23 protein-coding genes are annotated in these 25,358 nt (G+C 70.7%); 10 read left to right on the top strand and 13 right to left on the bottom strand.

What is annotated here, in order from left to right; translation table 11 throughout:
* The first annotated feature begins 50 nt into the window (after positions 1-50).
* The 3 genes from ABD978_RS14375 to ABD978_RS14365 all read left to right on the top strand — a co-directional run bounded on the left by ABD978_RS14375 (position 51) and on the right by ABD978_RS14365 (position 3,099).
* The gene (locus ABD978_RS14375) at positions 51-1,514 is read left to right on the top strand and encodes a DHA2 family efflux MFS transporter permease subunit (RefSeq protein ID WP_345353838.1); all 1,464 of its coding nucleotides are present in this window, start codon (positions 51-53) and stop codon (positions 1,512-1,514) included.
* Between the two features lie 12 nt (positions 1,515-1,526).
* On the top strand, positions 1,527-2,009 hold the full coding sequence (locus ABD978_RS14370) for a TIGR03618 family F420-dependent PPOX class oxidoreductase (protein WP_345353837.1): 483 nt from the start codon (positions 1,527-1,529) through the stop codon (positions 2,007-2,009).
* Positions 2,010-2,205: 196 nt separating this feature from the next.
* Positions 2,206-3,099 (top strand): esterase/lipase family protein, encoded by an 894-nt coding sequence (locus tag ABD978_RS14365; RefSeq protein WP_345353836.1) that lies wholly within the window; start codon positions 2,206-2,208, stop codon positions 3,097-3,099.
* Between the two features lie 24 nt (positions 3,100-3,123).
* On the opposite strand, the gene ABD978_RS14360 is transcribed toward ABD978_RS14365, so the two are convergent.
* A complete protein-coding gene (locus ABD978_RS14360; protein ID WP_345353835.1) occupies positions 3,124-4,155 on the bottom strand; it encodes a hypothetical protein in 1,032 nt (343 codons plus the stop codon).
* Between the two features lie 202 nt (positions 4,156-4,357).
* Here ABD978_RS14360 and ABD978_RS14355 point away from each other — a divergent pair, with 202 nt between their 5' ends.
* On the top strand, positions 4,358-5,221 hold the full coding sequence (locus tag ABD978_RS14355; RefSeq protein WP_345353834.1) for an alpha/beta hydrolase family protein: 864 nt from the start codon (positions 4,358-4,360) through the stop codon (positions 5,219-5,221).
* A 108-nt stretch (positions 5,222-5,329) separates the two neighbouring features.
* Here ABD978_RS14355 and ABD978_RS14350 read toward each other — a convergent pair whose 3' ends face one another.
* From ABD978_RS14350 to ABD978_RS14340, 3 genes are all read right to left on the bottom strand, one after another.
* Positions 5,330-5,677, bottom strand: coding sequence for a PH domain-containing protein (locus tag ABD978_RS14350; RefSeq protein WP_345353833.1), 348 nt, complete (start codon positions 5,675-5,677; stop codon positions 5,330-5,332).
* Positions 5,678-5,765: 88 nt separating this feature from the next.
* On the bottom strand, positions 5,766-6,179 hold the full coding sequence (locus ABD978_RS14345) for a hypothetical protein (protein ID WP_345353832.1): 414 nt from the start codon (positions 6,177-6,179) through the stop codon (positions 5,766-5,768).
* 70 nt (positions 6,180-6,249) lie between these two features.
* A complete protein-coding gene (locus ABD978_RS14340) occupies positions 6,250-6,588 on the bottom strand; it encodes an ArsR/SmtB family transcription factor (RefSeq protein WP_345353831.1) in 339 nt (112 codons plus the stop codon).
* Positions 6,589-6,697: 109 nt separating this feature from the next.
* On the opposite strand from ABD978_RS14340, the gene ABD978_RS14335 reads away from it, so the two are divergent.
* Positions 6,698-7,696 carry a zinc-dependent alcohol dehydrogenase family protein gene (locus ABD978_RS14335; protein WP_345353830.1) on the top strand — a complete coding sequence of 333 codons (999 nt, stop codon included), beginning with the start codon at positions 6,698-6,700 and terminating at the stop codon, positions 7,694-7,696.
* A gap of 19 nt (positions 7,697-7,715) precedes the next feature.
* On the opposite strand, the gene ABD978_RS14330 is transcribed toward ABD978_RS14335, so the two are convergent.
* Positions 7,716-8,321, bottom strand: coding sequence for a TIGR03086 family metal-binding protein (locus ABD978_RS14330; RefSeq protein ID WP_345353829.1), 606 nt, complete (start codon positions 8,319-8,321; stop codon positions 7,716-7,718).
* Positions 8,322-8,390: 69 nt separating this feature from the next.
* On the opposite strand from ABD978_RS14330, the gene ABD978_RS14325 reads away from it, so the two are divergent.
* Positions 8,391-8,873, top strand: coding sequence for a MarR family winged helix-turn-helix transcriptional regulator (locus ABD978_RS14325; protein ID WP_345353828.1), 483 nt, complete (start codon positions 8,391-8,393; stop codon positions 8,871-8,873).
* Here ABD978_RS14325 and ABD978_RS14320 read toward each other — a convergent pair.
* Complete coding sequence (locus ABD978_RS14320) at positions 8,850-9,425, bottom strand: TetR/AcrR family transcriptional regulator (RefSeq protein ID WP_345353827.1); 576 nt, start codon at positions 9,423-9,425, stop codon at positions 8,850-8,852. The genes ABD978_RS14325 and ABD978_RS14320 overlap by 24 nt on opposite strands.
* Positions 9,426-9,520: 95 nt before the next feature.
* Between ABD978_RS14320 and ABD978_RS14315 the strand changes: the two genes are divergently transcribed.
* Positions 9,521-10,261 carry an SDR family oxidoreductase gene (locus ABD978_RS14315; protein ID WP_345353826.1) on the top strand — a complete coding sequence of 247 codons (741 nt, stop codon included), beginning with the start codon at positions 9,521-9,523 and terminating at the stop codon, positions 10,259-10,261.
* 279 nt (positions 10,262-10,540) lie between these two features.
* Here ABD978_RS14315 and ABD978_RS14310 read toward each other — a convergent pair whose 3' ends face one another.
* The gene (locus ABD978_RS14310) at positions 10,541-11,650 is read right to left on the bottom strand and encodes a serine hydrolase domain-containing protein (protein WP_345353825.1); all 1,110 of its coding nucleotides are present in this window, start codon (positions 11,648-11,650) and stop codon (positions 10,541-10,543) included.
* A gap of 193 nt (positions 11,651-11,843) precedes the next feature.
* Here ABD978_RS14310 and ABD978_RS14305 point away from each other — a divergent pair, with 193 nt between their 5' ends.
* Positions 11,844-12,875: a GbsR/MarR family transcriptional regulator gene (locus ABD978_RS14305; RefSeq protein ID WP_345353824.1), complete on the top strand. Its 1,032-nt coding sequence runs from the start codon at positions 11,844-11,846 to the stop codon at positions 12,873-12,875.
* A gap of 652 nt (positions 12,876-13,527) precedes the next feature.
* Here ABD978_RS14305 and ABD978_RS14300 read toward each other — a convergent pair.
* On the bottom strand, positions 13,528-15,012 hold the full coding sequence (locus tag ABD978_RS14300; RefSeq protein ID WP_345353823.1) for an MFS transporter: 1,485 nt from the start codon (positions 15,010-15,012) through the stop codon (positions 13,528-13,530).
* Between the two features lie 84 nt (positions 15,013-15,096).
* Between ABD978_RS14300 and ABD978_RS14295 the strand changes: the two genes are divergently transcribed.
* Positions 15,097-15,477 (top strand): winged helix-turn-helix transcriptional regulator, encoded by a 381-nt coding sequence (locus ABD978_RS14295; protein ID WP_345353822.1) that lies wholly within the window; start codon positions 15,097-15,099, stop codon positions 15,475-15,477.
* A gap of 75 nt (positions 15,478-15,552) precedes the next feature.
* On the opposite strand, the gene ABD978_RS14290 is transcribed toward ABD978_RS14295, so the two are convergent.
* Both ABD978_RS14290 and nrdR read right to left on the bottom strand, forming a co-directional pair.
* Complete coding sequence (locus ABD978_RS14290) at positions 15,553-18,378, bottom strand: vitamin B12-dependent ribonucleotide reductase (protein WP_345353821.1); 2,826 nt, start codon at positions 18,376-18,378, stop codon at positions 15,553-15,555.
* 72 nt (positions 18,379-18,450) lie between these two features.
* Positions 18,451-18,915, bottom strand: a complete 465-nt coding sequence (gene nrdR, locus ABD978_RS14285) for a transcriptional regulator NrdR (protein ID WP_345353820.1) — start codon at positions 18,913-18,915, stop codon at positions 18,451-18,453.
* A 656-nt stretch (positions 18,916-19,571) separates the two neighbouring features.
* On the opposite strand from nrdR, the gene lexA reads away from it, so the two are divergent.
* Positions 19,572-20,276, top strand: coding sequence for a transcriptional repressor LexA (gene lexA / locus ABD978_RS14280; protein WP_345353819.1), 705 nt, complete (start codon positions 19,572-19,574; stop codon positions 20,274-20,276).
* Positions 20,277-20,429: 153 nt separating this feature from the next.
* Here lexA and leuS read toward each other — a convergent pair whose 3' ends face one another.
* The 3 genes from leuS to ABD978_RS14265 form a co-directional block, all read right to left on the bottom strand.
* Positions 20,430-22,895: a leucine--tRNA ligase gene (gene leuS / locus ABD978_RS14275; RefSeq protein WP_345353818.1), complete on the bottom strand. Its 2,466-nt coding sequence runs from the start codon at positions 22,893-22,895 to the stop codon at positions 20,430-20,432.
* A gap of 180 nt (positions 22,896-23,075) precedes the next feature.
* Positions 23,076-24,323: a cytochrome P450 gene (locus ABD978_RS14270; RefSeq protein WP_345353817.1), complete on the bottom strand. Its 1,248-nt coding sequence runs from the start codon at positions 24,321-24,323 to the stop codon at positions 23,076-23,078.
* Positions 24,324-24,377: 54 nt separating this feature from the next.
* The gene (locus tag ABD978_RS14265; RefSeq protein WP_345353816.1) at positions 24,378-25,271 is read right to left on the bottom strand and encodes an alpha/beta fold hydrolase; all 894 of its coding nucleotides are present in this window, start codon (positions 25,269-25,271) and stop codon (positions 24,378-24,380) included.
* Between the last annotated feature and the right edge of the window lie 87 nt (positions 25,272-25,358).

Genomic DNA, 25,358 nt, shown 5'->3' with positions numbered 1-25,358 from the left:
ATTTGCTAGCGTCCTATCTCGGTTGCCCACCCTCGCACCGGGAGACGCCCATGACCCCACCCCTTGTCCGGTCGCGCACCGCAGCGCTGGTCGCGCTGTGCGCCGGAAGCCTGATGATCATTCTGGACGGCAGCATCGTGACGGTCGCGCTGCCGGCCATCCAGCGGGACCTGCACTTCTCCCCCGCGAACCTCACCTGGACCGTCAACGCCTACATGATCGCGTTCGGCGGCCTGCTCCTGCTGGCCGGCCGGCTCGGCGACCTGGTCGGCCGCAAGCGGGTGTTCGTCGCCGGCCTGGCGGTGTTCACCGCGGCCTCACTGCTGTGCGGCCTCGCGACCGACCAGGAGACGCTGATCGCCGCGCGCTTCGTGCAGGGCGTCGGCGGCGCGCTGACCTCGGCCGTGGGCCTCGGAATGATCGTCACGCTCTTCCCCGAGCCGCGCGAGCGCGGCACGGCGATCGGCGCGTTCAGCTTCGTCGGGGCCGCCGGCGCCTCGATCGGCCAGGTCCTCGGCGGGGTCCTCACCGAGGCGATCAACTGGCACTGGATCTTCTTCATCAACCTGCCGATCGGGGCCGCGACGCTGGCCCTGGCGGTCCGGGCGCTGCCCGACGAGCGCGGCCTCGGGGTCCGCGCGGGCGCCGACGCCGGCGGCGCCCTGCTGGTCACCGCCGGGCTGATGCTGACCGTCTACACGATCGTCCAGACCGGTCGGCACGGCTGGGCCGCCCCCTCGACGCTCGGCCTCGGCGCGGTCTCCGTCGCCCTGCTCGCCGGATTCGTCCTGCGCCAGGCCAGGGCCGCCGCTCCGCTGCTGCCGCTGCGGATGTTCCGGTCGCGCAACGTCTCGGGCGCCAACCTCATCCAGGTCCTGATGGTCTCCGCCCTGTTCGGGTTCCAGATCCTCATCGCGCTGTACGCCCAGAACGTGCTCGGGTACGGCGCGCTGGGCACCGGCCTGGCGATGCTGCCGGCGGCCGGAATGATCGCGACCGTGTCACTGCTGCTGTCGGCCCGGCTGATCGCGCGGTTCGGCGAACGGCTCGTCCTGCTCGCCGGGCTCGCGTCGCTGGTGACGGCCCTCCTGCTGCTGACCCGGCTGCCCGCGCACGCCGACTACGTCGTGGACCTGCTGCCGACGATGCTGCTCGCGGGCGGGTTCGGCCTGGCGATCTCGGCGGTGACCGCCCTCGGCATGTCGGGCGCCCGGCCGGACGACGCGGGAGTCGCGTCGGGACTGTTCAGCACCGCCCAGCAGGTCGGCGGCGCGCTCGGCGTCGCGGTGCTGTCGACGCTGGCGACCGGCCGCACCACCCACCTGGCGGCGCACGGGCACGATCGGGCGGCCGCGCTGACCGGCGGGTTCCACCTGGCGTTCGGCATCGGCGCGGGCCTGCTCGCCGTCGCCTTCGTCCTCGCCCTGACCGTGCTGCGGCAGCCCCGCCGTACGACGGCCGAACCCGCCGACGCCCCGGCCGACGCCCCCACCGCTCCCGCATCCGCCCACTGAGAACAGAGACCGATGAGCGACACCGAGAACACCCCCGGATCGGGCCCCGCCCCGGTCGCACTGTCCGACGACGCCCTCGCGCGGTTCCTCGCCGACCATCAGTTCGGGGCCCTGGCCACGAACAAGAGCAGCGGCCACCCGCACCTGTCCACCGTCCTCTACGCGTGGGACGAGCGGGAGCGCGTCGCCCGGATCAGCACCACGGCCGACCGGCTGAAGGTCCGCCACCTGCGCAAGGACCCGCGGAGCGCGCTGTACGTCGCCAGCGAGGACCACTGGTCGTTCGCCGTGGCCGAGGGCACCGCCGAACTCTCCCCGGTCACGACCACGCCCGGCGACCCGACGGGGCTCGAACTGCTCGGCATGGTCCCGCACTTCGAGAGCGCCGACGAGCGGGCGGCCTTCCTGACGCAGATGGTGGCCGACCGGCGGCTGGTGATCCGGCTGCGCGTCGACCGTCTCTACGGCACGGCGCTGGACATCCCCTCGTCCTGACGGCAGGTGGCGAGGACGGCGGGGCTGCGGAAGCGTTCCGCAGCCCCGCTGACTACTGGCGAGTTTTTGTTATTTGACCGTTATTTGTGACGCGCTGGTCAGGTTGTTAACCCGGGGGTAACTTCCCTCCATAAGTGCCTGATTACGTGACGCGGTTCACAACGGCACTCCCCCGCCACCCCCTCCGGGAGGAACCGTGCCCCCTCGCCCCCGCCTCCTCCGTACGCTCTGCCTCACCGCCGCCGCGGTCCTGTCCTGCGTCCTGCTCACCGGCGTGTCCACCGCCGCGCACGCCGCCGACCCGGTCGACGCCGCCAAGGCGCTCGCCGCCCCGGGCGTCCCCGGCGCGAACGACTGGTCGTGCCGGCCCTCCGCGGCGCACCCGCGGCCCGTGGTCCTCGTTCACGGCACCTTCGCCAGCGGCAGCGTCAACTGGCTCACCGCCGCGCCCGCCCTCGCCGCACGCGGCTACTGCGTCTTCGCCCTCACGTACGGCGAGGTGCCGGGCGTCCCCGTCCTGCGCGCCGTCGCCCCGGTGGCGAGCTCGGCCGGCCAGTTGGCGACGTTCGTCACCGGTGTCCTCGCCGCCACGAACGCCGCCCAGGCCGACCTCGTCGGGCACTCACAGGGCGGCATGATGCCGCGCTACTACCTGAAGTTCCTCGGCGGCGCCGCCAAGGTCCACACGCTCGTCGGGCTGGCCCCGTCCAACCACGGGACGACCCTCGACGGCCTCGCCACCCTCGCCGCGCAGTTCCCCGGCGCCCTCGACCTGCTGAACTCCGGCTGCCCGGCCTGCGTCGACCAGGTCGTCGGCTCCAGCCTGCTGACCACGCTGAACGCCGGCGGCGACACGGTCCCCGGCGTCTCCTACACGGTGATCTCCAGCAGGTACGACGAGGTCGTCACGCCGTACGCCACGCAGTTCCTCAGCGGGTCCGGCGTCCACAACGTCCTCCTGCAGAACCTCTGCCCGACCGACGTCTCCGAGCACGTCGCCATCGCCTTCGACCCGGTCGCCCTGCACGAGGTCGAGAACGCCCTCGACCCCGCGCACGCGACCCCGAGCAACTGCCTGTCCCACGGCTGACACGGCTCCCTCACCCGGGGGCGGTCAGCCGCCCCCGGCACCGGGACCCGTCGTACGGGTGCCCATCCCGGCCGGGGCCGCATGGTTCGGCGATTCAGGACCCGCCGGCCGGACGCTCCGGAGGACCGCCGTCAGCAGCGTCAGGCCGAGGCCGACGCCCAGCGCGTGCTCGGCGATCGCGACGCCCGTGTACTCGGCGGTCGTGAAACCTCCCGGCCGCAGGATCACCATGGCCAGCTTCCAGCCGCTCCACGCGAACAGCGAACCCGATCCGGCGAAGGCGAGGCTCATCGGGAGCCACCGCCGAAGCCGGCCGGGCCGCCCGCGCGTGAGCGCCCACACGCTCCACGCGCCGATCAGGGCCCACAGTCCCGAGGTCGCGTTCAGCAGCCGCCCGTTGAGATCCCCGTCCTCACGGTGTGCCGGGTCGAGGCCCAGCCTGCCCCCCAGCGCCCAGGAGGACCAGAGCACGCCCAGCCCGACGGTCGCGACGATCGCCGCGGTGACGAGCGGCCGGGCCCCCGCCTCGCCGCCGCGCAGCCGGCCGAGGAAGGCGCGCGGCCAGCGCTCCCGCAGATAGATCGGCAGGGCCACGGCCAGCCCGAGGGCCATCCCCGTGAATCCGACGGTGATCAGCGCCGTCTCCCACCGCGGCACGAGGCCGGAACCGTCCCGCGCACCGCCCGCGTCGGCCCCCGACGCGCCGAGGAGGCCGCCGGCCGCCATGTACGGGATCATGGGGACCAGGAAGCCCGCCCCGACCCAGGAGAAGAAGACCACCGGAACGGTGGGCAGCCGGCGTCCCCACCGCTGGGCCAGCGCCAGCCCGAGTCCGACCCCGGTCGTCGCCATCGCCACGGTGACGGCGTTCAGCGTCACCCAGTCGGCGGTGCCGAAGCCCTCCGGGGCGCGGCCGACGAACGCCGCGACGACCCAGATGACCTTGACGACCAGGTAGGACGCCATGCTGAGCGCCGCGCCGTAACCGGCGATCCGGCGCGCCGCGCGCCACGCCACGCCCACACCCGCCGGCGGTCCCGCCGCCTCTCGCACCATCCGCACCAGCACCTCGCGTCGAGCCGATCTGACCCTGGCGAGCCTTCCGGAGGCGCCGATCGGACAGGACCCCCTGCGGTGTGAACCGCCGGCGGTCGCCTCCCCTGTCCGGGGGAGCCGCCTCGGACCCGGAGGGAGGTCGTACCGATCGGTTCGATCTACTGCTAGTCTCGCGCCAGCCCTTTCGACCTGCGGAGGTAGCGTGAGCGTGCCCGATTTCCTGATGACCGACCCGGCCCCGGACCTGACGCCGGCCGCGACCACTCCGGCGGTGACCTTCGAGAGCGCGGGCGAGACGCTGCTCGGCGTGCTGCACGTCCCGGCGGGCCCGGGGCCGCACCCGATCGTCGTGCTGCTGCACGGTTTCCCCGGCAACGAGCGCAACTTCGACGTCGCGCAGGCGCTCCGCCGGGCCGGCTACGCGTCCCTGGTCTTCCACTACCGCGGCTCGTGGGGGATCGGCGGTTCCTATTCCTGGGCCCACCTGCTCGAGGACGCCACGCGGGTCACGACCGCCGTACGGGAGCCGGAGTTCGCGGCCGCTCATCGGCTGGACCCGGAACGACTCGCGGTGGCCGGGCACAGCGCCGGCGGCTTCACCGCGCTGATGACCGCCGCGGCGGACCCGTCGATCGCCGCGGTGGCCTCGGTGTCCGGGTTCGACTTCGGGTGGGCGGCCGCGGACTCCCGGGCCGATCCGGCGCGGCGCGCGTGGTACCTCGACCTGTGGCGCGGCGGCCTCGCCCCGCTGCGCGGCACCAGCGCCGAGGCCCTCCTCGCCGAGATGGAGGAGGCGGGCGACTCATGGAGTCTCGCCGGGCTCGCCCCGCGGCTCGCGGACCGCCCGGTGCTGCTCATCGGCACCGGCCGCGACGACGTGACCCCCGCCCCGTTCCACCACGATCCGGTCGTGAGCGCCTACCGGGCCCACCCCGTCGACCGCCTCGAAGACCATCTGTTCCCCGCCGACCACGACCTGTCGGACCACCGCGTACGGCTCAGCCGCACCCTCGCGGACTTCCTGCACTGGCACCTGCCTCCGTCCCCCGGCGGCGTCGGCGGGTGAGCGGTCCCGCGCCGGTCCGCGGGGCGGTTCCCCGGCGGATCGGCGCGGCGACGGGGGCGACGGCCGCACGGGCCGCTCCGAGACCGGCCCACCGGGGACGCGGGTGTCTCAGGCGGCGAGGGCCTGACCGTCCGCCGCGGCCACGTCCTTGTGGAACCGCTTGTGGACGTACAGCTTCTCGCCGAGAGACTCGCAACGCCACCACAGGCCGCTCGCCGGCCCGATCCGCAGGTTGCGCGGCAACTCCCGGCTGATCTCCTTCACCGGGGTCATCCGGAACCGCCCGGACTTGCAGATCAGGATCCGCCGGTCCGTGACCACCACGACGCGGTAGGCGTTCGTGAGGATGATGATCCACACCGAGATCAGGGCGAAGTACTGGCTGGTCGTCTGTCCGCAGAAGACGGCCTGGATGTTCTCCCCCGGCTGGAGGAGGGGAGCCGCATTGGCCCGCAATTTGTCGCGGATAGCCACAAGATGCCCTTTCGTATGAGGAACCGGAAGGATAACAACGTACTGATCGCTTGGCGCGGCCTCCGGCAAGTCACTGAAACGTGACCGGACCAGGGGCACCCGCCCCTGGACGATCCGGGCGCCGGCCCGCTCGGCGCACCGTCGCCCCCGGCTCCAGGCGGCCGGCGTAGATCCGGACGGAGGCCGGCCGGCCCAGGTGCGCGTCGGTCAGGATCTTGAACACGAGCGCGGTGAGGGGTTCGTCGTCGGCCGGTCTGATCGCGGCTCCGCGCCGGACGTCGACGGCCTCGACGTCCAGCGGGGACGGGAGGTACCGGACGGCCGCGTCGAGCAGCGGCTGCACGCCCTTGTTCTTGAAGGCCGTGCCGCAGAGCACCGGCGTGACCGTAGGACCCTCCGACCCGCCGGACGCGATCGCGACCCGCCGGATCGCGGCGTGCAGCAGGTCCTCTGGCGGTTCGAGGCCGTCCGCGAAAAACCGCATGACCTCCTCGTCGTGCTCGGCGAGCGTCTCCCCACGAGCCTGCCGCGCCACTCACGCTTGAATCGCGCGCTCATCGACGCGAGAGCGTCCCGGAGGACTCGCGGTCGGCGGACACAATGGCGTCGAGCAGTCCGGGAAAGACCTCGTCGACCTCGTCGCGCCGAAGAGCGTTCATCCGCGAGGTGCCGACGTAGTACTGCCGGATGAGCCCGGCCTCGCGCAGGATCCGGAAATGGTGGGTGGCCGTGGAATTGCTCACGGGAATGTCGAACCCGCCGCACTTGAGGTCGGCGGTGGCGTCGCAGAGCTGCGTGACGATGCTCCGCCGCACCGGGTCGACGAGGGCCTCGAGGACCCGCTGCAGCGGGACCGTCCGCACGTCGGGGTGCGGCGGGATGCGGTCGTCCATGACCACATCCTACGACCGGCGTCGAAATACGATGAACGTCAAAGTTTGACAGCCGTCGTACTTACGGGCTTAAGTGGTTCACCCCACGACTCCGCGGAAGGACGACGCGATGACCAGGACGGTGCGGTTCCACGAGCTCGGCGGCCCCGAGGTGCTGCGGCTGGAGGATCTGGAGGTCGGCGATCCGGGTCCGGGCGAGGTGCGGATCCGGGTGGACGCGATCGGCCTGAACAGGGCCGAGGTGCTGTTCCGGACCGGCCACTACATCGAGGAGGTGAAGCGGTTCCCCGCCCGGCTGGGCACCGAGGCCGCCGGCGTGATCGAGGCGGTCGGCGCGGGCGTCACCGGGTTCCGGCCCGGGCAGCCGGTCGGCACCGTGCCCGCGTTCTCCCAGAACGACTACGGCGTCTACGCCGAGCGGGCGATCGTGCCCGCGTCGGCGGTGATGCGCCGTCCGGAGGGGCTCGGCGCGGTCGAGGGCGCGGCGGTGTGGATGCCGTACGTGACGGCCTACGGGGCGCTGGTCGAGGTCGGCGGGATGCGCCCCGGGGACACGGTCGTGCTGAACGCGGCGTCCAGCAGCGTCGGGCTGGCCGCCATCCAGGTGGCCGACCGTGTCGGCGCCACGCCGATCGCCCTCACCCGCACCGCCGCCAAGAAGGAGGCACTGCTGAAGGCGGGCGCGGCGGACGTGATCGTCACCGAGTCCGAGGACGTCGTCGAGCGGGTGCTGGCGGCGACCGGCGACCGGGGCGCCGAGTTCGTGTTCGACGCCGTCGCCGGTCCCGGCGTCATGGACCTGGCCAAGGTGGTCGCCGACGAGGGCACGCTCCTGGTGTACGGCGCGCTGAGCGGCGAGCCGACGCCCTATCCGGGGATCGAGCTGGGCATGCCCGCGCTCAGCATGCGCACCTACACCCTGCACGAGACGACCCGCCGGCCCGAACGGCTCCGCCGTGCGGAGGCGTTCGTGGCCTCAGGGCTGCGTTCGGGCGCCTTCCGGCCCGTCGTGGACCGCACGTTCGACCTGGAGGAGATCGTCGAGGCCCACCGGTACCTGGAGTCCAACGCCCAGTTCGGCAAGATCGTCGTCACCGTCGGGCATTGAGCCGGGATCCTCGCACGGCTCAGGCTCCGGCGGGCCAGTTCGGGGAGCGACCGAGCGCCGTCAGGATCCGGTCGAGCGGGGACGCGCCCTCGGGCGCGGGCAACTCCGGGCGGAAGGAGGCGCCCGGCCCGAGCCGGTGGTCCCCGCCGGGGACGGCCAACGCGACCCGCAGCGCGTCCTCGGCCAGGTCGTCGTCCAGTTCGTACGACAGCCCGAGGGAGCGCGCGACGTCCCAGGCGTGCACCACGTAGTCGATGAAGTGGAACCCGATCGCCTGAGCGCCGGGGAACGTCGCTCCGGGCCCGACCTCGGGCAGGGCGAACGCCCGATCCAGGACGTCAGGTCCGGCGAACGCGGCGAGGACCTCCTCGGCGGCGGCGGCGTACGCGGCCACCGGATCCGCGTCGAGCGGCCGGGGCCGCCAGACCGCGAGGTCGGTGCCGCCGCCCCGCGCGGCGGCGGCGAAGCCGTGATGCTGGGCCGTCATGTGGGCGAGCAGGTCGCCGAGCGTCCAGGCCGAACACGGTGTGGGGCGGCCGAGATCGTCACGGCCCGCCTTCGCCACCACCTCGACGCTCGTCCGCACCACCCGCTCGTCCGCCGGACGTAGATCAATCGTATGCATGAGCTGATAGTAAGCAAGTTGCTTATCATCTGTCCAAGCACATCTTTGGAGACACCGTATTTTCGTGCCATGACGGAGAGCAGGGCGGCCGAAGACGGGCGGCGTGACCTGGCGGCGATGATCGTGCCGTTGGGGCGCGCCCTGATGGCGGCCGAGGCGCCGGTGCTGAGCGCCCACGACATGTCCATGTGGGCGTACTCCGTGCTGCTGGCCCTGGGCGAGGAGCCCGTCCGGACCCAGAACGCGCTGGCCCAGGCCATCGGCGCCGACAAGACCCGCATCATCGGCGTGCTCGACGGCCTCCAGGAGCGCGGGCTGATCGAGCGGCGACCCGACCCCGGCGACCGGCGGGTCCGGCTCCTCTCCCTCACCCCGGAGGGACGGCGGGTACGCGACTCCGTACAGGCCGGCATCAGAGAGCGGGAGAACCTCCTGCTCGCCCGCCTTCCGGCCGCCGACCGCGCCGCCTTCCTCCGGGCCCTGCGGACGCTGTCCAGCCTGCCGGAGGAAGAGATCGTCGATCCGGCGTCACCTCGGCGTCGCTCGGACTGACCGCTCGGGGCGGCGCAACCCGTCGAGAACGACCTGGAGCAGGTGCCGGGCCCTGGCGTCCCACTCGTCCTGCTCGAGGCGGGTCAGGTAACCGATGAGAAGGATGACGTCACGGGCGTCCACGTCGGGGCGGATGCTCCCGTCCGCCCTGCCGGCGTCGAGGAGCACGGTCAGCGCGTCGCCGATCGGGCCGAGACTGTGCGCCGAGAGGTCCCGCCAGACCGCCGCCTCGACGGCGGCGAACACTCCGCGCTTGACCCGCGCGTAGTCGACCACGCGGTCGAACCAGCGAGCCAGTGCGGTCAGCGGCTCATGCTCGGCGAGCAGCGCCGGGGCCGCCGCGACGAGCTCGCCGACGTCCTCCCGATAGACCTCGGCGAGCAGGTCCTCCCGGGTCGGGAAGTGGCGGTAGAGGGTGCCCTGGCCGACCCCCGCCTGCTTGGCGATCGCGTTGAGCCTGATCTCCTCCGCGTTCGCGATGACCTCTCGCGCGACCCGGATGATCCGTGCGCGGTTGTCGGCGGCGTCGGCCCGGCGGCGGGTTGAGTCCATCGCTCCCCTGCTCGATGCGTTGGCTAAGCGGACACGTGTCCGGTAGCGTGCAAGTCACTGCGGACACGTGTCCACTTTATGCCGGAGGGATTCCCATGACAGCCATCAGCGGCAAGGTCGTCGCCATCACCGGAGCGAGCAGCGGCATCGGCGAGGCGACGGCGCGCCTGCTCGCCGAGCGAGGGGCGGCCGTCGTCCTCGGCGCACGCCGGACGGAGCGCCTCGACGAGCTCGCCCGGGACATCCGCGACCACGGCGGGCGCGCCATCGCCTGCGCCACGGACGTCACCCGGCGCGAGGACCTGGAGGGACTCGTCGGCCGGGCCGTGGCGGAGTTCGGCCGCCTCGACGTGCTGGTGGGCAACGCCGGCATCAGCAGGCTCGGACCCGTGGCCGACCTCGACGTCGACGGCTGGTCGGCGATGATCGACGTCAACCTCCGCGGAGTGCTGCACGGCGTCGCCGCCGCGCTTCCGGTCTTCCGCCGGCAGGGCCGCGGCCACCTGGTGACCACGGTGTCGACGTCCGGCCTGAAGATCGTCCCCACCCAGGCGGTCTACGCCGCGACCAAGAACGCCGTCCGCACTCTCCTGGAAGCACTGCGGCAGGAGTCGACCGACGGCGTGGTCCGGACGACGGCGGTGTCGCCGGGCTTCGTGAACACCGAACTCACCGACTCGATCGACGACCCCCGGGCCCGTGAGCAGGCCCGCCGCACCATGGACCGGATCGCCATCCCGCCGGAGGCCGTCGCCCGCGCCATCGCCTTCGCCGTCGAACAGCCCCACGACGTGGAGATCGGCGAGGTCACCATCCGCCCGACCGTCCAGGGCTAGGGACCTGTCCGGTGGATCTCCATGACAGCACGGAGACCAGGCCGACCCCTGCCCGACAGCGGCGGATTCGTCACACCGGTCGGCCGAGCCGGCGACTGAGGGGCTCCCGGTCCGCCGCCCAAGGCGTACCGAGTGCTCGGCGACCGTGGTCCAGGACGGGAGCAAAGCCCGCGCATCTGCACCATGGGCGGGACCTTTCCCGAGCATCCGGTACAACGACACCCCCTCGCGGCAAGCGCGCCGCGACATCGTCGACGGCGCCGCTGGCCCGTACTGCCCTCATGGTGTCGTCTTCGGCGGGCAGAACTCCGCCTGGAGCACGTCCGTGAAGATGCCGATCGGATCCTCCCAGGGGCCGTCGGCCCAGTCGCCGTTGACCTCGATGACGACCAGATGCCCGCCGTCGCGGGTGCCGTAGGTGTAGGACCACGAGCCGAAGATCGCGCCGCCCATGCCCCACACCGTGGCGCCGCACGGCAGCGTGACCGAGGAGATGCCCAGCCCGTACGCCGTGTCGGGGATCCAGTCCTTGGTCGGGACCACGGTGAACATCTCTTCTTGCTGCGCGGAAGGGAGGAGCCGGCCGCCCAGGAGTGCGCCGAAGAACCGGTGGAGGTCCCCGGTCGTGGAGATCATGCCGCCCGCCGCCCAGAACATCGATGAGTCCAGTTCGGTCGCGTCGTGGATCTCGGCGTCGGGGGCGGGATTCGTCAGCTTCGTGTAGTGCCGCGGGTGTGGTCCCTGGATCGTCGGGTCGGCGCCGCTCGGCAGGTACGTCCCGTCCAGGCCGAGCGGCCGGGTGATCCGCCGGGCGATCTCGTCGGCCAGCGCCTGGCCGGTCACCCGTTCAACGATCATGCCGGCGAGGATGTAGTTGGTGTTGCCGTAACCCCAGTCCGCACCCGGTTCGAAGGCGGGTGGATGGGCCATGGCGATGTCCACGAGCAGTTCCGGGGTGTGCTTCTCGTAGCGGTTCACCATCGGGGGGTCCTCTGTGTAGCTGAAGATCCCGCTGGTGTGGTTCAGCAACCGCCGGATACCGACCTTCCCGCCCTGGTGACCGTGGCCGTGGACCATTCCCGGCAGCCATGCCTCCACGGTGTCGTCGAGGCTCAGCCCGCCCTCGGCCACGAGCTGCAGGATCACCGTGGCCACGAACGTCTTGGTGGCGCTCCCGATACGGAACCGCTCTTGCGCGGTGCGTTCGCGCCCGGTGTCGGTGTCGGCCACTCCCGCCGCGCCGAACCACCCCCCGCGGTCGTCGCGGACCTCGATGACGATGCCGGGAACGCCGCCTTCACCGACCGCCCGATCGAGCAGCCGCTGAAGGACGTCACGGTCAGCGGCCGACGAGGCCGTCGAGCCGGTTCTGGGGCGGGGCTGTGTCATGTCGACTCCTTACGGTGGCTCGAGAGGTGAGGCAAGTTACGTCTCCTTTCCTAGATCGTCAATCTTCCTGCTCGGACAACAACGCCTCTGACCAGTCATTTCTCACGAAGAGAATTGCAATGACCTGTGCTCGATTGCAACGCCTGAGGAGTCCGCCGTTGCAATGCGGTGGTCGCGACTGCATACTGCGCGAATGCCGGGAAGCAGGCTGAGCGAACAGGAGCGTCGGCGCATCGCGTCGTGGCTGGTGGAAGGGCTCGGCTACGCCGAGATGGCCAGGCGGCTGGGCAGGCCGACCTCTACCGTCAGCCGGGAGGTGGCGCGCAACAGCGGACCCGGAGGTTACCGGGCGCACCACGCCCAGCAGGCCACCGAGCGGCGTGCCCGCCGGCGCGGACCGGCCGCGCGACCGCGGGCCCCGGCCGCCGCGAACACCTACAGGCGTGACCCCGAGGCGGTCCGCGCCTTCGCGGAGGATTTCGCGGCGCTGATGGTGCAGATCGGGCTTCCCCGAATGGCCGCGCGGGTGCTCGCGCACCTCGTCACGACCGATTCCGGCGCCCTGACCTCCGCCGACCTGGTCCGGCAGCTGCAGGTCAGCCCGGCGTCGGTGTCCAAGGCGATCGGCTACCTCGTAGGTCTGGACGTCGTCCGACGCGAGCGCGCTCCTCGGCGACACCGCGAAACGTACGTCGTCGGGGGCGATGTCTGGCTCCGGGCATGGACGGCGAGCGCCCGCAAGAACGCCCTGTGGGCCGACACCGCCCGACGGGGAGTCCAGATCTTCGGCGCCACCACGCCGGCGGGAGCCCGGCTGAACGAGATGGCCCGGTTCTTCGCGCGTCTCAGCGCCACCATGGACGGCGGCCCCGGCCGAGCCGCCGTCAGCGACATACTGACCGTGCTCGCCGCACTCGTGCACGCCGGCGAGCCGCTCACGGTCGCGCAGCTCTCCACCGCGTTGGGATGGCATCCGGACCGCGTCACCAGCGCCCTGCGCGGCGCCGAACGGCATCCGGAGGTCGGCGACCCGGTCACCGTACGGGCCGTCGAGTCCGGCGCCTACGCCATCACCGCCGGAGGCCACCGGCTCACCGGGGCACAGCGCGAAGCACTCGGCGGACACCGGCAGCGGCGATCCGCGGCACCCACCGACGAGGGCCGGCCCAATGGAGTTCACCGCTGTCAGCCGGTGGGCGATTCAATGCCGGCGGCCGGGCCGTGAATTCCCGGACTACTGGGACAGAGCACTTATTCGGAGGGTGCGGCATTCCCTGGGCCCCTCCGCCTCGCGCGCCCGTCTGAGGCCGTCCTGAGGGATGTGGTCAGGCGTCCTTGATGGCGCGGGTGAACCTCACGACGCGTTCGGCCTGGACGCGGGCGGCTACTCACCGATGACGGTCTGGCCGCCCTCCACGCCGCCGCGCCGCCTCATGTCGAGAGCGTCCGAGCCCACCTGATCGACCTGCTCTCACCCGAACAGGTCCTGCAGCTCGGCGCCATCAGCGAGACGCTGCTCAAGCACCTCATCACGGCCGAGCCCGACGGCTCCTGACCGGGACACGGCGCACCACCTGAAACTCCCGGGGCCGTTCGTCTGCTCGACAGGGCCGTCGCGGTCAGGCCCTCTGCCGGTCATCTGGAAGTGACCGGACGCGGCCTCGACCCGATTCGACGGGTCCATCACCATGAGGCTGGTCGCATCCAACGCAACGGCCGGGTCGTCAAAGCACGGAGCGGGGAGTCGACGTATCGTCGGCTCCCCGCTCTGACGTGCTATTTCACGCCTTAACGGCGCCCTGAATACTGGGGCAGAGCACTTATTCGAAGGATGCAGTATTCATTCCTCTGGGTGCCGACGTAGGCCGCAGGAAGTGCTAGTGCTGCGGAAGTACGGAACCATCGGCCTCCGTCGGCTCGCCGGCGCCTCCCGACTTTGGATGCGAGGAGGCACTCGGCGACCGCAGCACGGTGGCCGCGATGAGGAAGCCGGCGACGAGGAGCCCGGTCGCGACGCCGAACGACAGGTGGTAGCCACCGGTCAGTGCCGCAGGGGTGCTCTTGTGGCCGGCGAGCAGGCTCTGCGTACGCGAACTCGCCAGCGTGGCCAGTACCGCGACACCGAGGGCACCCCCGACCTGCTGCGTGGTGTTGAGCAGCCCGGAGGCGAGGCCCGAATCGCCGCGTGTGGCGCCCGACATGGCCAGCCCAACGACCGCCGGAAGCGCCAGGCCCGCGCCGGCTCCGAGCAGTACCACGGCCGGCAGGACGTCCGCGGTGTAGGTCACGTGCACGGGAAGGCGGGCGAGCAGCACGAGCGCAGCCGCGGTGCACACCAGCCCCGACAGCAGGACGGTACGCCCGCCGAACCGTGTCATCAGCCGGGCGGAGAACCCGAGTGAGATGATCGCGATCACGACGGGTCCGGGCAGGTAGGCGAGGCCGGTTTCGACGGCGCTGTATCCGTTGACCGCTTGCAGATAGAGCGCGAAGAGGAACTGGAACCCGAACAGTGCGGCCACGAAGAGGACCTGCACGACGTTGGCCCCCCAGAGCTGACGTGACCGGAAGACGCGCAGTGGCAGCAGTGGGCTTCTCGCTCTCGCCTGACGCAGGACGAACCCGGTGAGCAGGACGATCGACAGGGCGCCGAAGCCGAGCGTGTGCATCGAGGCCCAGCCGCTTTCCTCGGCCTTGTTGATGGTGTAAACGAGCAGCATCAGGCCTCCGGTGACCAGGAACGCGCCCACCAGGTCGGCTCCCCCGCCGAAGCCGAGCCCGCGGTCGGTCTCGAAGAGGCGTACGGCCAGGGCCACGATGACGATCCCGATGGGCACGTTGATGAAGAAGATCGAATGCCAGCCGGCGGCCTGGGTGAGCGCACCACCCGCGATGACGCCGATCGAGCCTCCCGCCGCGGCCACGAAGCTGAAGACCCCGATCGCCCTGGCCTGCTCACGCGGCTCGGTGAACATCGTCACGATCATTCCAAGGGTCACGGCGCTGGCCATCGCGCCACCGATGCCCTGGACGAACCGTCCGGCTATCAACAGCTCCTGGCTACCCGACAGGCCGCAGAGCAGCGATGCGGTGGTGAATACCGTCATGTCGCCGAGAAACATCCGCTTGCGGCCGATGAGGTCGCCGAGCCGTCCGGACAGGAGCAGTAGGCCACCGAATGCGATCATGTAGGCGTTGACGAGCCAGGCGAGGCCGGTCTGTGAAAAGTGCAGCCCCTTGCCGATGGTGGGCAACGCCACGGTGACGACGCTCCCGTCGAGGACGATCATCAGCGTCCCCGCGCAGAGCACATAGAGGGCCCACCAGCGCATGCGGTCGGTACGAACGGTGATCTCGACCACGAGTCCCCCCTTCTTCCTAAGTGGATGACTTGTTACAGGAGCCATCATTTGTGACCATGAAGGTCGGCGGAAGAAGGCACATTCATGGTTCAGCGGAACATCGATGTATCAGAGCAGGTCAGCGACTCGACGGCGTGCACGGTGCTACAGGTTCTCGAACGGGTCAGCGGCAAATGGGCCATCGGGATCTTGCTCGAGGCCGCTCGCGGGCCGGTGCGCTTCACAGAGTTGGAACGGGCGGTCAAGGGCATCAGCCGCCGCATGCTGACACTCACCCTGCGCAATCTGGAGCGTGACGGCCTCCTCGTCAGGACCGTCTACCCGACGGTGCCACCCAAGGTCGAGTACACCGCCACCGACATGGCACGGGAGCTCTATGAACTCCTGATGCCACTCACCTCGTGGGCGGAGCGGCACCGCGCCGCGATCGCCGATGCACGCGCCGTCTACGACCGCACCGCGTAACGCCGAGAGCGGCGGAGCCGAGTAACCGACTCCACCGCTCTGACCACGATATTCACGCCCGGAGGGCGCCCGTTTTCAGCTGCAGCCGCTGGTGGAGCCGCAGCCCTCGCAGACGTAGCAACTGCCGGCCGGGCGCATCTTCGTGCCGCAGGTGAGGCACAGCGGCGCGTCCGCCGTACGGCCCTGGTGGCTCTCGATCAGCTCGGTCGAGGAGTGCACCTCGGCGGGCGCCTCCGGCTCCTTGGCCTTCGGCTGCTCGACCGGCACCGACTGGGCCAGCGACTCGCGCTCGACGTCCTCCTCGGCGTGCAGCGTGGCCGGGTCCTGGCCCGCCGCCTGCGCCGTGCGCTCCTCGGCGGAGAAGATCCCCAGCTCGGCGCGCGTCTCGTACGGCAGGTGGTCGAGGGCGAGGCGACGGAAGATGTAGTCCATCATCGAGGTCGCCATCCGGATGTCCGGGTCGTCGGTCATGCCCGCCGGCTCGAACCGCATGTTGGTGAACTTCTCGACCCACGTCTCCAGCGGCACGCCGTACTGGAGGCTGATGGAGATCGCCATCGAGAAGGCGTCCATGACCCCGGCGAGCGTGGAGCCCTGCTTGCCGAGCTTGAGGAACACCTCGCCGAGCCCGTTGTCCGGGTAGCGGGAGGCGGTCATGTAGCCCTCGGCGCCGCCGACGGAGAACCGGGTGACGGTCGCGGTCCGCTGCTTGGGCAGGCGGGTCCGGACCGGGCCGCGGTCGACCACCGGGGCCGGCGCCGGCGCCTCCTCGACCTTCTCCTCGGTCTTCTTCTTGGCCGCGGACAGCGGCTGGCCGACCTTGCAGTTGTCGCGGTAGATCGCCAGGGCCTTGAGGCCGAGCTTCCAGCCCTCGAAGTAGATCTTCTCGACGTCCTCGACGGTGGCCTGCTCCGGCATGTTCACGGTCTTGGAGATCGCGCCGGACAGGAACGGCTGCACCGCGGCCATCATCCGCACGTGGCCCATCGGGCTGATCGCCCGCTCGCCCATCGCGCAGTCGAAGACCTCGTAGTGCTCGAGGCGCAGGCCGGGCGCGTCGACGACGTGGCCGTGGTCGGTGATGTACTCGACGATGGCCTCGATCTGCTCCTGCTGGTAGCCGAGCTTCTTCAGGGCGCGCGGCACGGTGTTGTTGACGATCTGCATCGAGCCGCCGCCGACCAGCTTCTTGTACTTGACCAGCGCCAGGTCGGGCTCGATGCCCGTCGTGTCGCAGTCCATCATGAGGCCGATCGTGCCGGTGGGCGCCAGCAGCGACGCCTGGGCGTTGCGGTAGCCGTTCTTCTCGCCGACCTTGAGGCACTGCCGCCACTGCCTGGTGGCCTCATTGTGGATGGACTTGTCCATCGCGTCGAGCGTGCGGATCTCGTCGTTGGCGACCGCGTGCTTGCGCATGACGCGCTGGTGCGCGTCGGCGTTGCGGGCGTAGCCGTCGTACGTGCCGACCGCGCCGGCCAGCTCGGCGGAGCGGCGGTAGGCCACGCCGGTCATCAGCGAGGTGATGGTCGCGGCGAGCGAACGCCCGCCCTCGGAGTCGTACGCGTGGCCGGTCGCCATCAGCAGCGCGCCGAGGTTGGCGTAGCCGATGCCGAGCTGGCGGTACGCCCGGGTCGTCTCACCGATCTTCTCGGTCGGGAAGTCCGCGAACGTGATGGAGATGTCCATCGCGGTGATGATCAGCTCGCTGAGCTTGACGAACCGCTCGACGTCGAAGGTGTTGTCGTCGTTCAGGAACTTCAGCAGGTTGATGCTGGCGAGGTTGCAGGACGAGTTGTCCAGGCTCATGTACTCCGAGCAGGGGTTGCTCGCCGTGATGCGCCCGGTCTCGGGGTTGGTGTGCCAGTCGTTGATCGTGTCGTCGTACTGGATGCCGGGGTCCGCGCACTCCCAGGCCGCCTGGGCGAGCTTGCGGAACAGGCCCTTGGCGTCGACCTGGCTGATGACCTCGCCGGAACGGCGGGAGCGCAGGCCGAAGGAGTCGCCGGACTCCACCGCGCGCATGAAATCGTCGGAGACGCGGACGGAGTTGTTGGCGTTCTGGTACTGGACGCTGACGATGTCCTTGCCGCCCAGGTCCATGTCGAAGCCGGCGTCGCGCAGGGCGCGGATCTTGTTCTCTTCGCGCGCCTTGGTCTCGATGAACTCCTCGACGTCCGGGTGGTCGACGTCGAGGACGACCATCTTCGCCGCCCGGCGGGTCGCGCCACCGGACTTGATCGTCCCGGCGGAGGCGTCGGCGCCGCGCATGAACGACACCGGGCCGCTCGCGGTGCCGCCGGAGGACAGCAGCTCCTTGCTGGAGCGGATGCGGGAGAGGTTGACCCCCGACCCGGAGCCGCCCTTGAAGATGACGCCCTCTTCCTTGTACCAGTCCAGGATCGACTCCATCGTGTCGTCCACGGACAGGATGAAGCACGCGCTGACCTGCTGCGGCGAGGCGGTGCCGACGTTGAACCAGACCGGCGAGTTGAAGCTGAAGACCTGGTTGACCAGGGCGTGCTTCAGCTCGTGGTCGAAGATCTCGGCGTCCTCCTCGGACGCGAAGTAGCCGTTCTTGCGGCCGGTCTCGGTGTACACCCCGACGACCCGGTCGACCAGCTGCTTGAGGCTCGACTCGCGCTGCGGCGTGCCGACCGCGCCGCGGAAGTACTTCGAGGTGACGATGTTGACCGCGTTGACGGACCAGGTGTCGGGGAACTCGACACCCTTCTGCTCGAAGTTCACCGACCCGTCACGCCAGTTGGTCATGACGACGTCCCGGCGCTCCCACCGGACATCGTCGTACGGGTGGACGCCCGGCCGCGTGAAGACGCGCTCCATCTTCAGACCCCTGCGACCCGCCTTGCCCCGACGGGCTGAGCCGCTCACCGTCTCCGTCATGACATCCCCCTTCTCGGGCACACCAGGCCCACCTCCAGGATTACCCGTACAGCCCGCGGTCCGGGCGCCGCCCTAGGAACGGGCGTCGCCGCCGGACGCCGCGCGCAGCGATTCGATTTCCTTGGCGAAGTCGTCGAGCGTCTCGAACCCCCGGTAGACGGAGGCGAATCGCAGGTACGCGACCTCGTCGAGTTCACGGAGCGGGCCGAGGATCGCCAGCCCGACCTGGTGCGAGGGAATCTCGGCGTTCCCGGTCGCCCGGATCGCCTCCTCGACCCGCTGGCCGAGCATGGCCAGGGCGTCCTCGTTGACGGGACGGCCCTGACACGCCCGGCGCACTCCGGCGATGATCTTGTCCCGGGAGAACGGCTCGGTCACGCCACTGCGCTTGGCGACCATCATGAGCACCGTCTCCTGGGTGGTGAAGCGGCGGCCGCACTCGGGACACGAACGACGGCGCCGGATGGCGGCTCCGTCGTCGGCCGTGCGACTGTCGATGACCCTGCTGTCGGTGTGTCGGCAGAACGGGCAGTGCATGGCTCCGGACTCCCTCCCCTGACAGCGGGTCACGCGCGAACTGCGCGAACCTCACCTCGTAACCACAACCTATGGTGAACTACATCCATGTAACTACTAGATGTTGGGGTCCAACCGTAGAGCCCGGCCGGGTGCATCGCAACCCGCATGGGGCACCCGGCGAGAAGACGCCGCTCACATGGCGATCCGCCGCCCTCATCGGCGTGTCGGACCCTCCCACCCGGGGGCGGCGATCGGCCGCTTCGACCCCGTACATCCTGGATCACCTGCGGAAACGCGACCGACGCCCGTCGCGGTGAGGTCGATCACATCCCGGCCGGCGGCCGGGCGGGTGCGGGCGTCGCGCGCCCCCCAAGACTGCCACGAGCGCGCCGGCGCCGCGTCGGCGGGCACCCCCTCGCGCCGGCCGCGCGAGAGCGCCGATCACGACGAGGCGGCAAGGCGCGGCCGCCAATGGCGCGCCATCCTTCCGCGAGCCCGGCCCGGGAATTACCCTCGAACGTATGTGCGAACTAAACGCGACATACCCCGGACCGCAAAATTCCACATTTTTCGAACACCTGTTTGATCATTTCCCGCAGAAGCGATAACGTCCCACTACGGGACCGAAATACCGGCGGCGACGCGTCACCGGGAAGACAGCCATCGGAGACACCATGAGCAAGGTTCGGGAAATGCCCGACGGCCCGGGCGACGAGAGCGGCCTGACCGTCCGTCAGCGCAAGGTGCTGGAAGTGATCAGAGACTCGGTGCAGCGGCGCGGCTATCCGCCGTCGATGCGGGAGATCGGCGAGGCCGTCGGCCTGACCAGCACCTCCAGCGTGTCCCACCAGCTCCGGACCCTGCAGCGCAAGGGCTTCCTACTGCGCGACCCCAACCGGCCGCGCGCGGTCGTCGTCCGCATGCCCGGATCTCCGGCGATCGCCGCCGAGGCCGACGGCGAGTCGTACGAGGTCGCCAACGGTCAGGAGGCCCCAACGCGGCCGGCGCCCGCCTACGTCCCGCTCGTCGGGCGCATCGCGGCCGGTGGTCCGATCCTCGCCGAGGAGGCCGTGGAGGACGTCTTCGCGCTGCCGCGGCAGCTCGTCGGCGAAGGCACCCACTTCCTGCTCAACGTCACCGGTGACTCGATGATCGAGGCGGCCATCGCCGACGGCGACTGGGTCGTCGTGCGCCAGCAGCCCGTCGCGGAGAACGGCGACATCGTGGCGGCGATGATCGACGGCGAGGCCACCGTCAAGACACTCAAGCGCCGCGACGACAAGGTCTGGCTGATGCCGCACAACCCGGCGTACGACCCGATTCCCGGCGACGACGCGACCATTCTCGGGCGCGTGGTGGCGGTCCTGCGGAAGATGTGATCCCGCCCGGGATCCCCGGCGGCGACGCGGCCGCTCCGGGGCGCACGGTGGCGGTCCCACGGAATACGTGATCAGCCCCGGTTCGATGCCACGACACCGAACCGGGGCTAAGGCGTGTCCGACGAATCCCCGTCGGACACGCCCTGGCGCCGATCAGGCGGGCACGATGTTCACGATCTTCGGAGCGCGCACGACGACCTTGCGGACGCCCCGGTCGCCCAGGGCCGCCCTGACCTTCTCCGACTCCAGCGCCAGGCGCTCCAGGTCGCTCTCGGCGATGTCCGGGGACACCTCCAGGCGGTCGCGGACCTTGCCCGCCACCTGGACCACGCAGGTCACCGACTCCTGGACCAGCAGCGCGGGCTCGGCCGTCGGCCAGCCGGCCTTGACCACCGGAGCCGTACGGCCCAGCCGCTCCCACATCTCCTCGGCGGTGTACGGCGCGACCAGCGACAGCATGACCGCCAGGGTCTCGGCGGCCTCCCGGACCGCCGGGTCGCCGGCGCCCGCCCCCGTGTCGATGGCCTTGCGCGCCGCGGAGGTCAGCTCCATCATCCGGGCGATCGCCACGTTGTAGCGGTGCGCCTCGACCAGCCGGGTGACCTCGTCGATCGTCCGGTGCGTCACCTTGCGCAGCTCGACGTCGCCGGTCGCCGGGTCGGCGCCCGGCGCGGACGTCACCTCGGCGGCCACGCGGAAGACCCGCGCCAGGAACTTCACCGACCCCGACGGCGACACGTCCGCCCAGTCGATGTCATCCTCCGGCGGCCCCGAGAACAGCATCGTCAGCCGCACGGCGTCGACGCCGTACTCGGCGATCTGCTCGCCCAGGTCGACCAGGTTGCCGGTCGTCTTGGACATCGCGGAGCCGTTCAGGATGACCTGGCCCTGGTTGACCAGCCGCTTGAAGGGCTCGGTGAAGTCCACCAGGCCCATGTCGTACAGCACCTTGGTGAAGAACCGCGCGTACAGCAGGTGCAGGATGGCGTGCTCGACACCACCGGTGTACTGGTCGGCCGGCATCCACCGGCGCACCTTCTCGGCGTCGAACGGGCCGTCCTCGTACCCCGGCGAGCAGTACCGCAGGAAGTACCAGGAGGAGTCGACGAAGGTGTCCATCGTGTCGGTGTCGCGCTTGGCCGCGCCGCCGCACTTGGGGCACGGGACGTTGACCCAGTCGGCGGCGGCCGCCAGCGGTGAGACGCCCTTCGGGGCCAGGTCGGCGCCGCGCAGGTTGTCCGGCAGGCGCACGGGCAGCTGGTCGTCCGGGACCGGGACCTCGCCGCACGCGTCGCAGTGGATGATCGGAATGGGCGTGCCCCAGAACCGCTGCCGGGAGATCAGCCAGTCGCGCAGCCGGTAGTTGACGGCGGCCTTGCCCAGACCCTTCTCCTCCAGGATCTCGACGATCCGCGGGATGGCGGTGGACTTGGTCAGGCCGTCCAGGGGACCCGAGTTGACCAGCTCGCCCTCGCCGGGGGTCGCGGCCCCGGTCTCACCCGGGTCCGCCTCGCCGGTGTGCACGACGACGCGGACCGGCAGGCCGAACCTGCGGGCGAAGTCCAGGTCGCGCTGGTCGTGGGCGGGCACCGCCATGATCGCGCCGTGGCCGTACTCGGCCAGGACGTAGTCGGAGGCCCACACGGGGATGCGCTCGCCGTTCACCGGGTTGATCGCGTAGCGGCCCAGGAAGACGCCGGTCTTCTCCTTGTCGGTGGCCAGCCGCTCGATCTCCGTCTCGCGGCGGACCGCGTCCCGGTAGGTCTCGAACTCCGCGCGCTGCTCCGGCGCGACGATCTCGTCGGCCAGCGGGGCGTCGGCGGCGACGACGAAGAAGGTCGCGCCGTACAGGGTGTCCGGCCTGGTGGTGTAGACGGTGATCGGCTCCGCGCGCCCCTCGATCTGGAAGGTGACGTCGGCGCCCTCGGAGCGGCCGATCCAGTTGCGCTGCATCAGCAGCACCCGCTCGGGCCACTCCAGCTCCGCCATGTCGGCCAGCAGCCGGTCGGCGTACTCAGTGATCTTGAAGTACCACTGCGTCAGGACGCGCTTCTCGACCACCGCGCCGCACCGCTCGCAGTGCCCGTTGACGACCTGCTCGTTGGCCAGCACGGTCTGGTCGTTCGGGCACCAGTTGACCTGGCCGCCCTTGCGGTACGCCAGGCCGCGCTCGTAGAAGCGCAGGAACAGCCACTGGTTCCAGCGGTAGTACTCCGGGTCGGAGGTGTGCAGCCGGCGCGACCAGTCGAAGGAGGCCGCGTAGCGCTTGAAGGACTCCGCCTGGGTGTCGATGTTGGTGTACGTCCACTCGGCGGGGTGGGAATTGCGCTTGATCGCGGCGTTCTCGGCCGGCAGGCCGAAGGAGTCCCAGCCGATGGGGTGCAGGACGTTGAAGCCCTTCTGGAGCCAGTACCGCGCCACCACGTCGCCGATCGCGAACGCCTCGGCGTGACCCATGTGGAGGTCGCCGGAGGGGTATGGGAACATGTCCAGCGCGTACTTGCGAGGCCGCTCGTCGGCGGGGTCCTCGCTCGCCGCGAAGGGCTTCAGCTCCTCCCACCGGGCCTGCCACTTGTCCTGGATCGTCCGTGGGTCGTAGTTCTCGTCGGCGCCTGTCATGGTTCCTCGTCTGATTCGCACGGCTTCGGCTGGCGGTGAACCGTGCCCCTGGCATGAGAACGCCCCTCACGCAGGAGGGGCTGCCGCGTCGACGGCTCGGGTCAACGCGGCCGGCTGAGGAGCAGCCGAGATCGCATACCTCAAGACTATCGCAGACGCAAGGACGCCGGGCGCGGCGCGTCAGACGGTGTACGGCAGGTGCTTGATGCCGTTGATGAAGTTGGACAGCAGGCGGTCGGGCTCACCCGTGGCGCGGATGCCCGGAGCCCGGCGGAACAGTTCCCGGAACATCACGGTGATCTCCCGGCGGGCCAGGTGGGCGCCGAGACAGAAGTGCGGGCCGGGGCCGCCGAAACCGACGTGCGGATTGGGATCGCGGGTGATGTCGAAGACGTCCGGGTCGGTGAAGACGGTCTCGTCCCGGTTGGCCGACCAGTAGTAGAGCAGCAGCTTGTCGCCGGCCTTGAACTCGCGGCCGTTCAGCTCGGTGTCACGGGTCGCGGTGCGCCGCATCCAGATGACCGGCGAGGCGTACCGCACGATCTCCTCCACCGCGCCCGGGATGTACCGCTCGAAGTCCGACGCGAGCAGCTCCCGCTGCTCCGGGTACCGGGTGAGCAGGTGCAGGCCGTGGGCGATGGCGTTGCGGGTGGTCTCGTTGCCGGCGACGACGAGGAGGATGAAGAACGAGCCGAGCTCCTGGTCGGTCAGCGACTCGCCGTCGATGTTGGCGTTCACCAGCGCGGAGGTGAGGTCGCCGGTCGGCTCCTCGCGGCGCCTGCGGCCGAGCTCCTCGACGAGGTCCTTCAGCGTCTGCCCCGCCTCGAGGAGCTGCAGCGCGACCTGGTCGGCCTCCTCGGAGACGAACTCGGTGTCGGCGCCGGCGAGGATGATGTTGGAGTTGTCGAAGACGGTCTTGTAGTGCGCCTCGTCGATGCCCATCAGGTCACAGATGATCTTCAGGGGGAGTCGGGCGGCGACGTCGGTGACGAAGTCGCCGCCGCCCTTGACGAGGACCTCCTCGACGACCTGTTCGGCGACGGCCTGGACCTGGTCCTCGAACCGCTGGATCATGCGCGGCGAGAACGCGCGCGAGACGATCCGGCGGATCTTGGCATGCCGCGGGTCGTCCATGTTGATCATGGAGCCGAAGTACTCGCCCAGGTCGGCCGGCATGTCGTTGATGTTGATCGCGCCCTGCCCGGAGCAGAAGTCGGCCGGCCGGCGCGAGGCCTCGACGACGTCCGCGTGGGTGACCAGCGCGTAGTACCCGGGCCCCGCCGGCACGAACGACAGCTCCGGCTCCCGGAAGAACGCCGGCCGCGGCAGCCCCCGCAGCGTCCGGAACGCCGCGTGACGCTCGTCGAGCGGGCGCGCCCAGAAATCCCACTCGGTCAGATCGATCCCGTCGGGCCGGGTCTTCTCCACGCCGCTCCTCCTCGACTAGAACGCGATTCTGCTCCATTCTGCCAAAGTAAGCACTTACACCGCACCGGTTCGTACGGGTCCATCGTCGGCCAGCCAGTCCAGGATCAGCCGCTCGACCTCCCCGGGCCGCTCCAGGTGCGCGAAGTGCCCGGCGCCGGCGACGATCGCCGACCGCGAACCGGGCGGGAGATGCCCGTCGACGTCGCGGGCGAGCCCGGCGTCCAGGCAGCCGTCGGCCGCCCCGTGCAGATACAGGGTCGGCCGCTCGCCGACGCGTTCGGCCGCCTCCTGTTCGGCGGCGTACGCGGGCAGGTGCCGGGACGGGTCGAGCATCGCCCGGTAGTAGCCGATGGCGGCGGCCAGGTTCTCCGGGTCGCGGAGGCACTCTTTGACCTGGGCGACGTCGCGGGTGGCGTCGTAGCCCGGCGACCAGTCCGCCCACAGGCCGTCGAGGAACGCCATGTCCTCCATCAGCACCGCCGTCTCGGCCAGCGGCGTCTGGAACAGGAAGATGTAGAAGGACCGCTTGAGCTGCGCGTAGTCGAAGAAACTCGACAGCATGGCCCCGAACGGCGGGAGCGCCATGGCCACCGCCCGCCGCCAGCGCTCCGGGGCGTGCGCGACGGCGGCGTAGGTCGCGGCGGCGCCCCAGTCGTGTCCGATGAGCACCGCGTCGGCGTCCCCGCCGAACGCCTCGTGCAGGGCGTTCGCGTCGGCCGCCAGCGCGCCGACCTGGTAGGCGCCGTCCTTCGGCACGTCCGTGGGCGCGTAGCCGCGCAGGAACGGCGCGACCGCGTGGTAGCCGGCGTCGGCCAGCGCGGGGAGCAGATGCCGCCAGGTGTGCGCCGAGTCGGGGAAGCCGTGCAGGCACAGCGCGAGCGGCCCGCTGCCGGCCTCGAGGTAGCCGAAGCTCAGGCCGTTCGCCTGGATCGTCGCGATCTCCGTCATGAGGCCGACACTAAGCCGCCGCCGCCGACCCGTCACGCCCTCCGGCGCGTCCCGAAGTGGTCGCGGCGCACGCCGCGACCACCCGTC

The sequence above is a fragment of the Actinoallomurus liliacearum genome (assembly GCF_039542035.1).
Classification (GTDB): domain Bacteria; phylum Actinomycetota; class Actinomycetes; order Streptosporangiales; family Streptosporangiaceae; genus Actinoallomurus; species Actinoallomurus liliacearum.
This window is presented reverse-complemented; position numbering and strand designations above follow the sequence as displayed.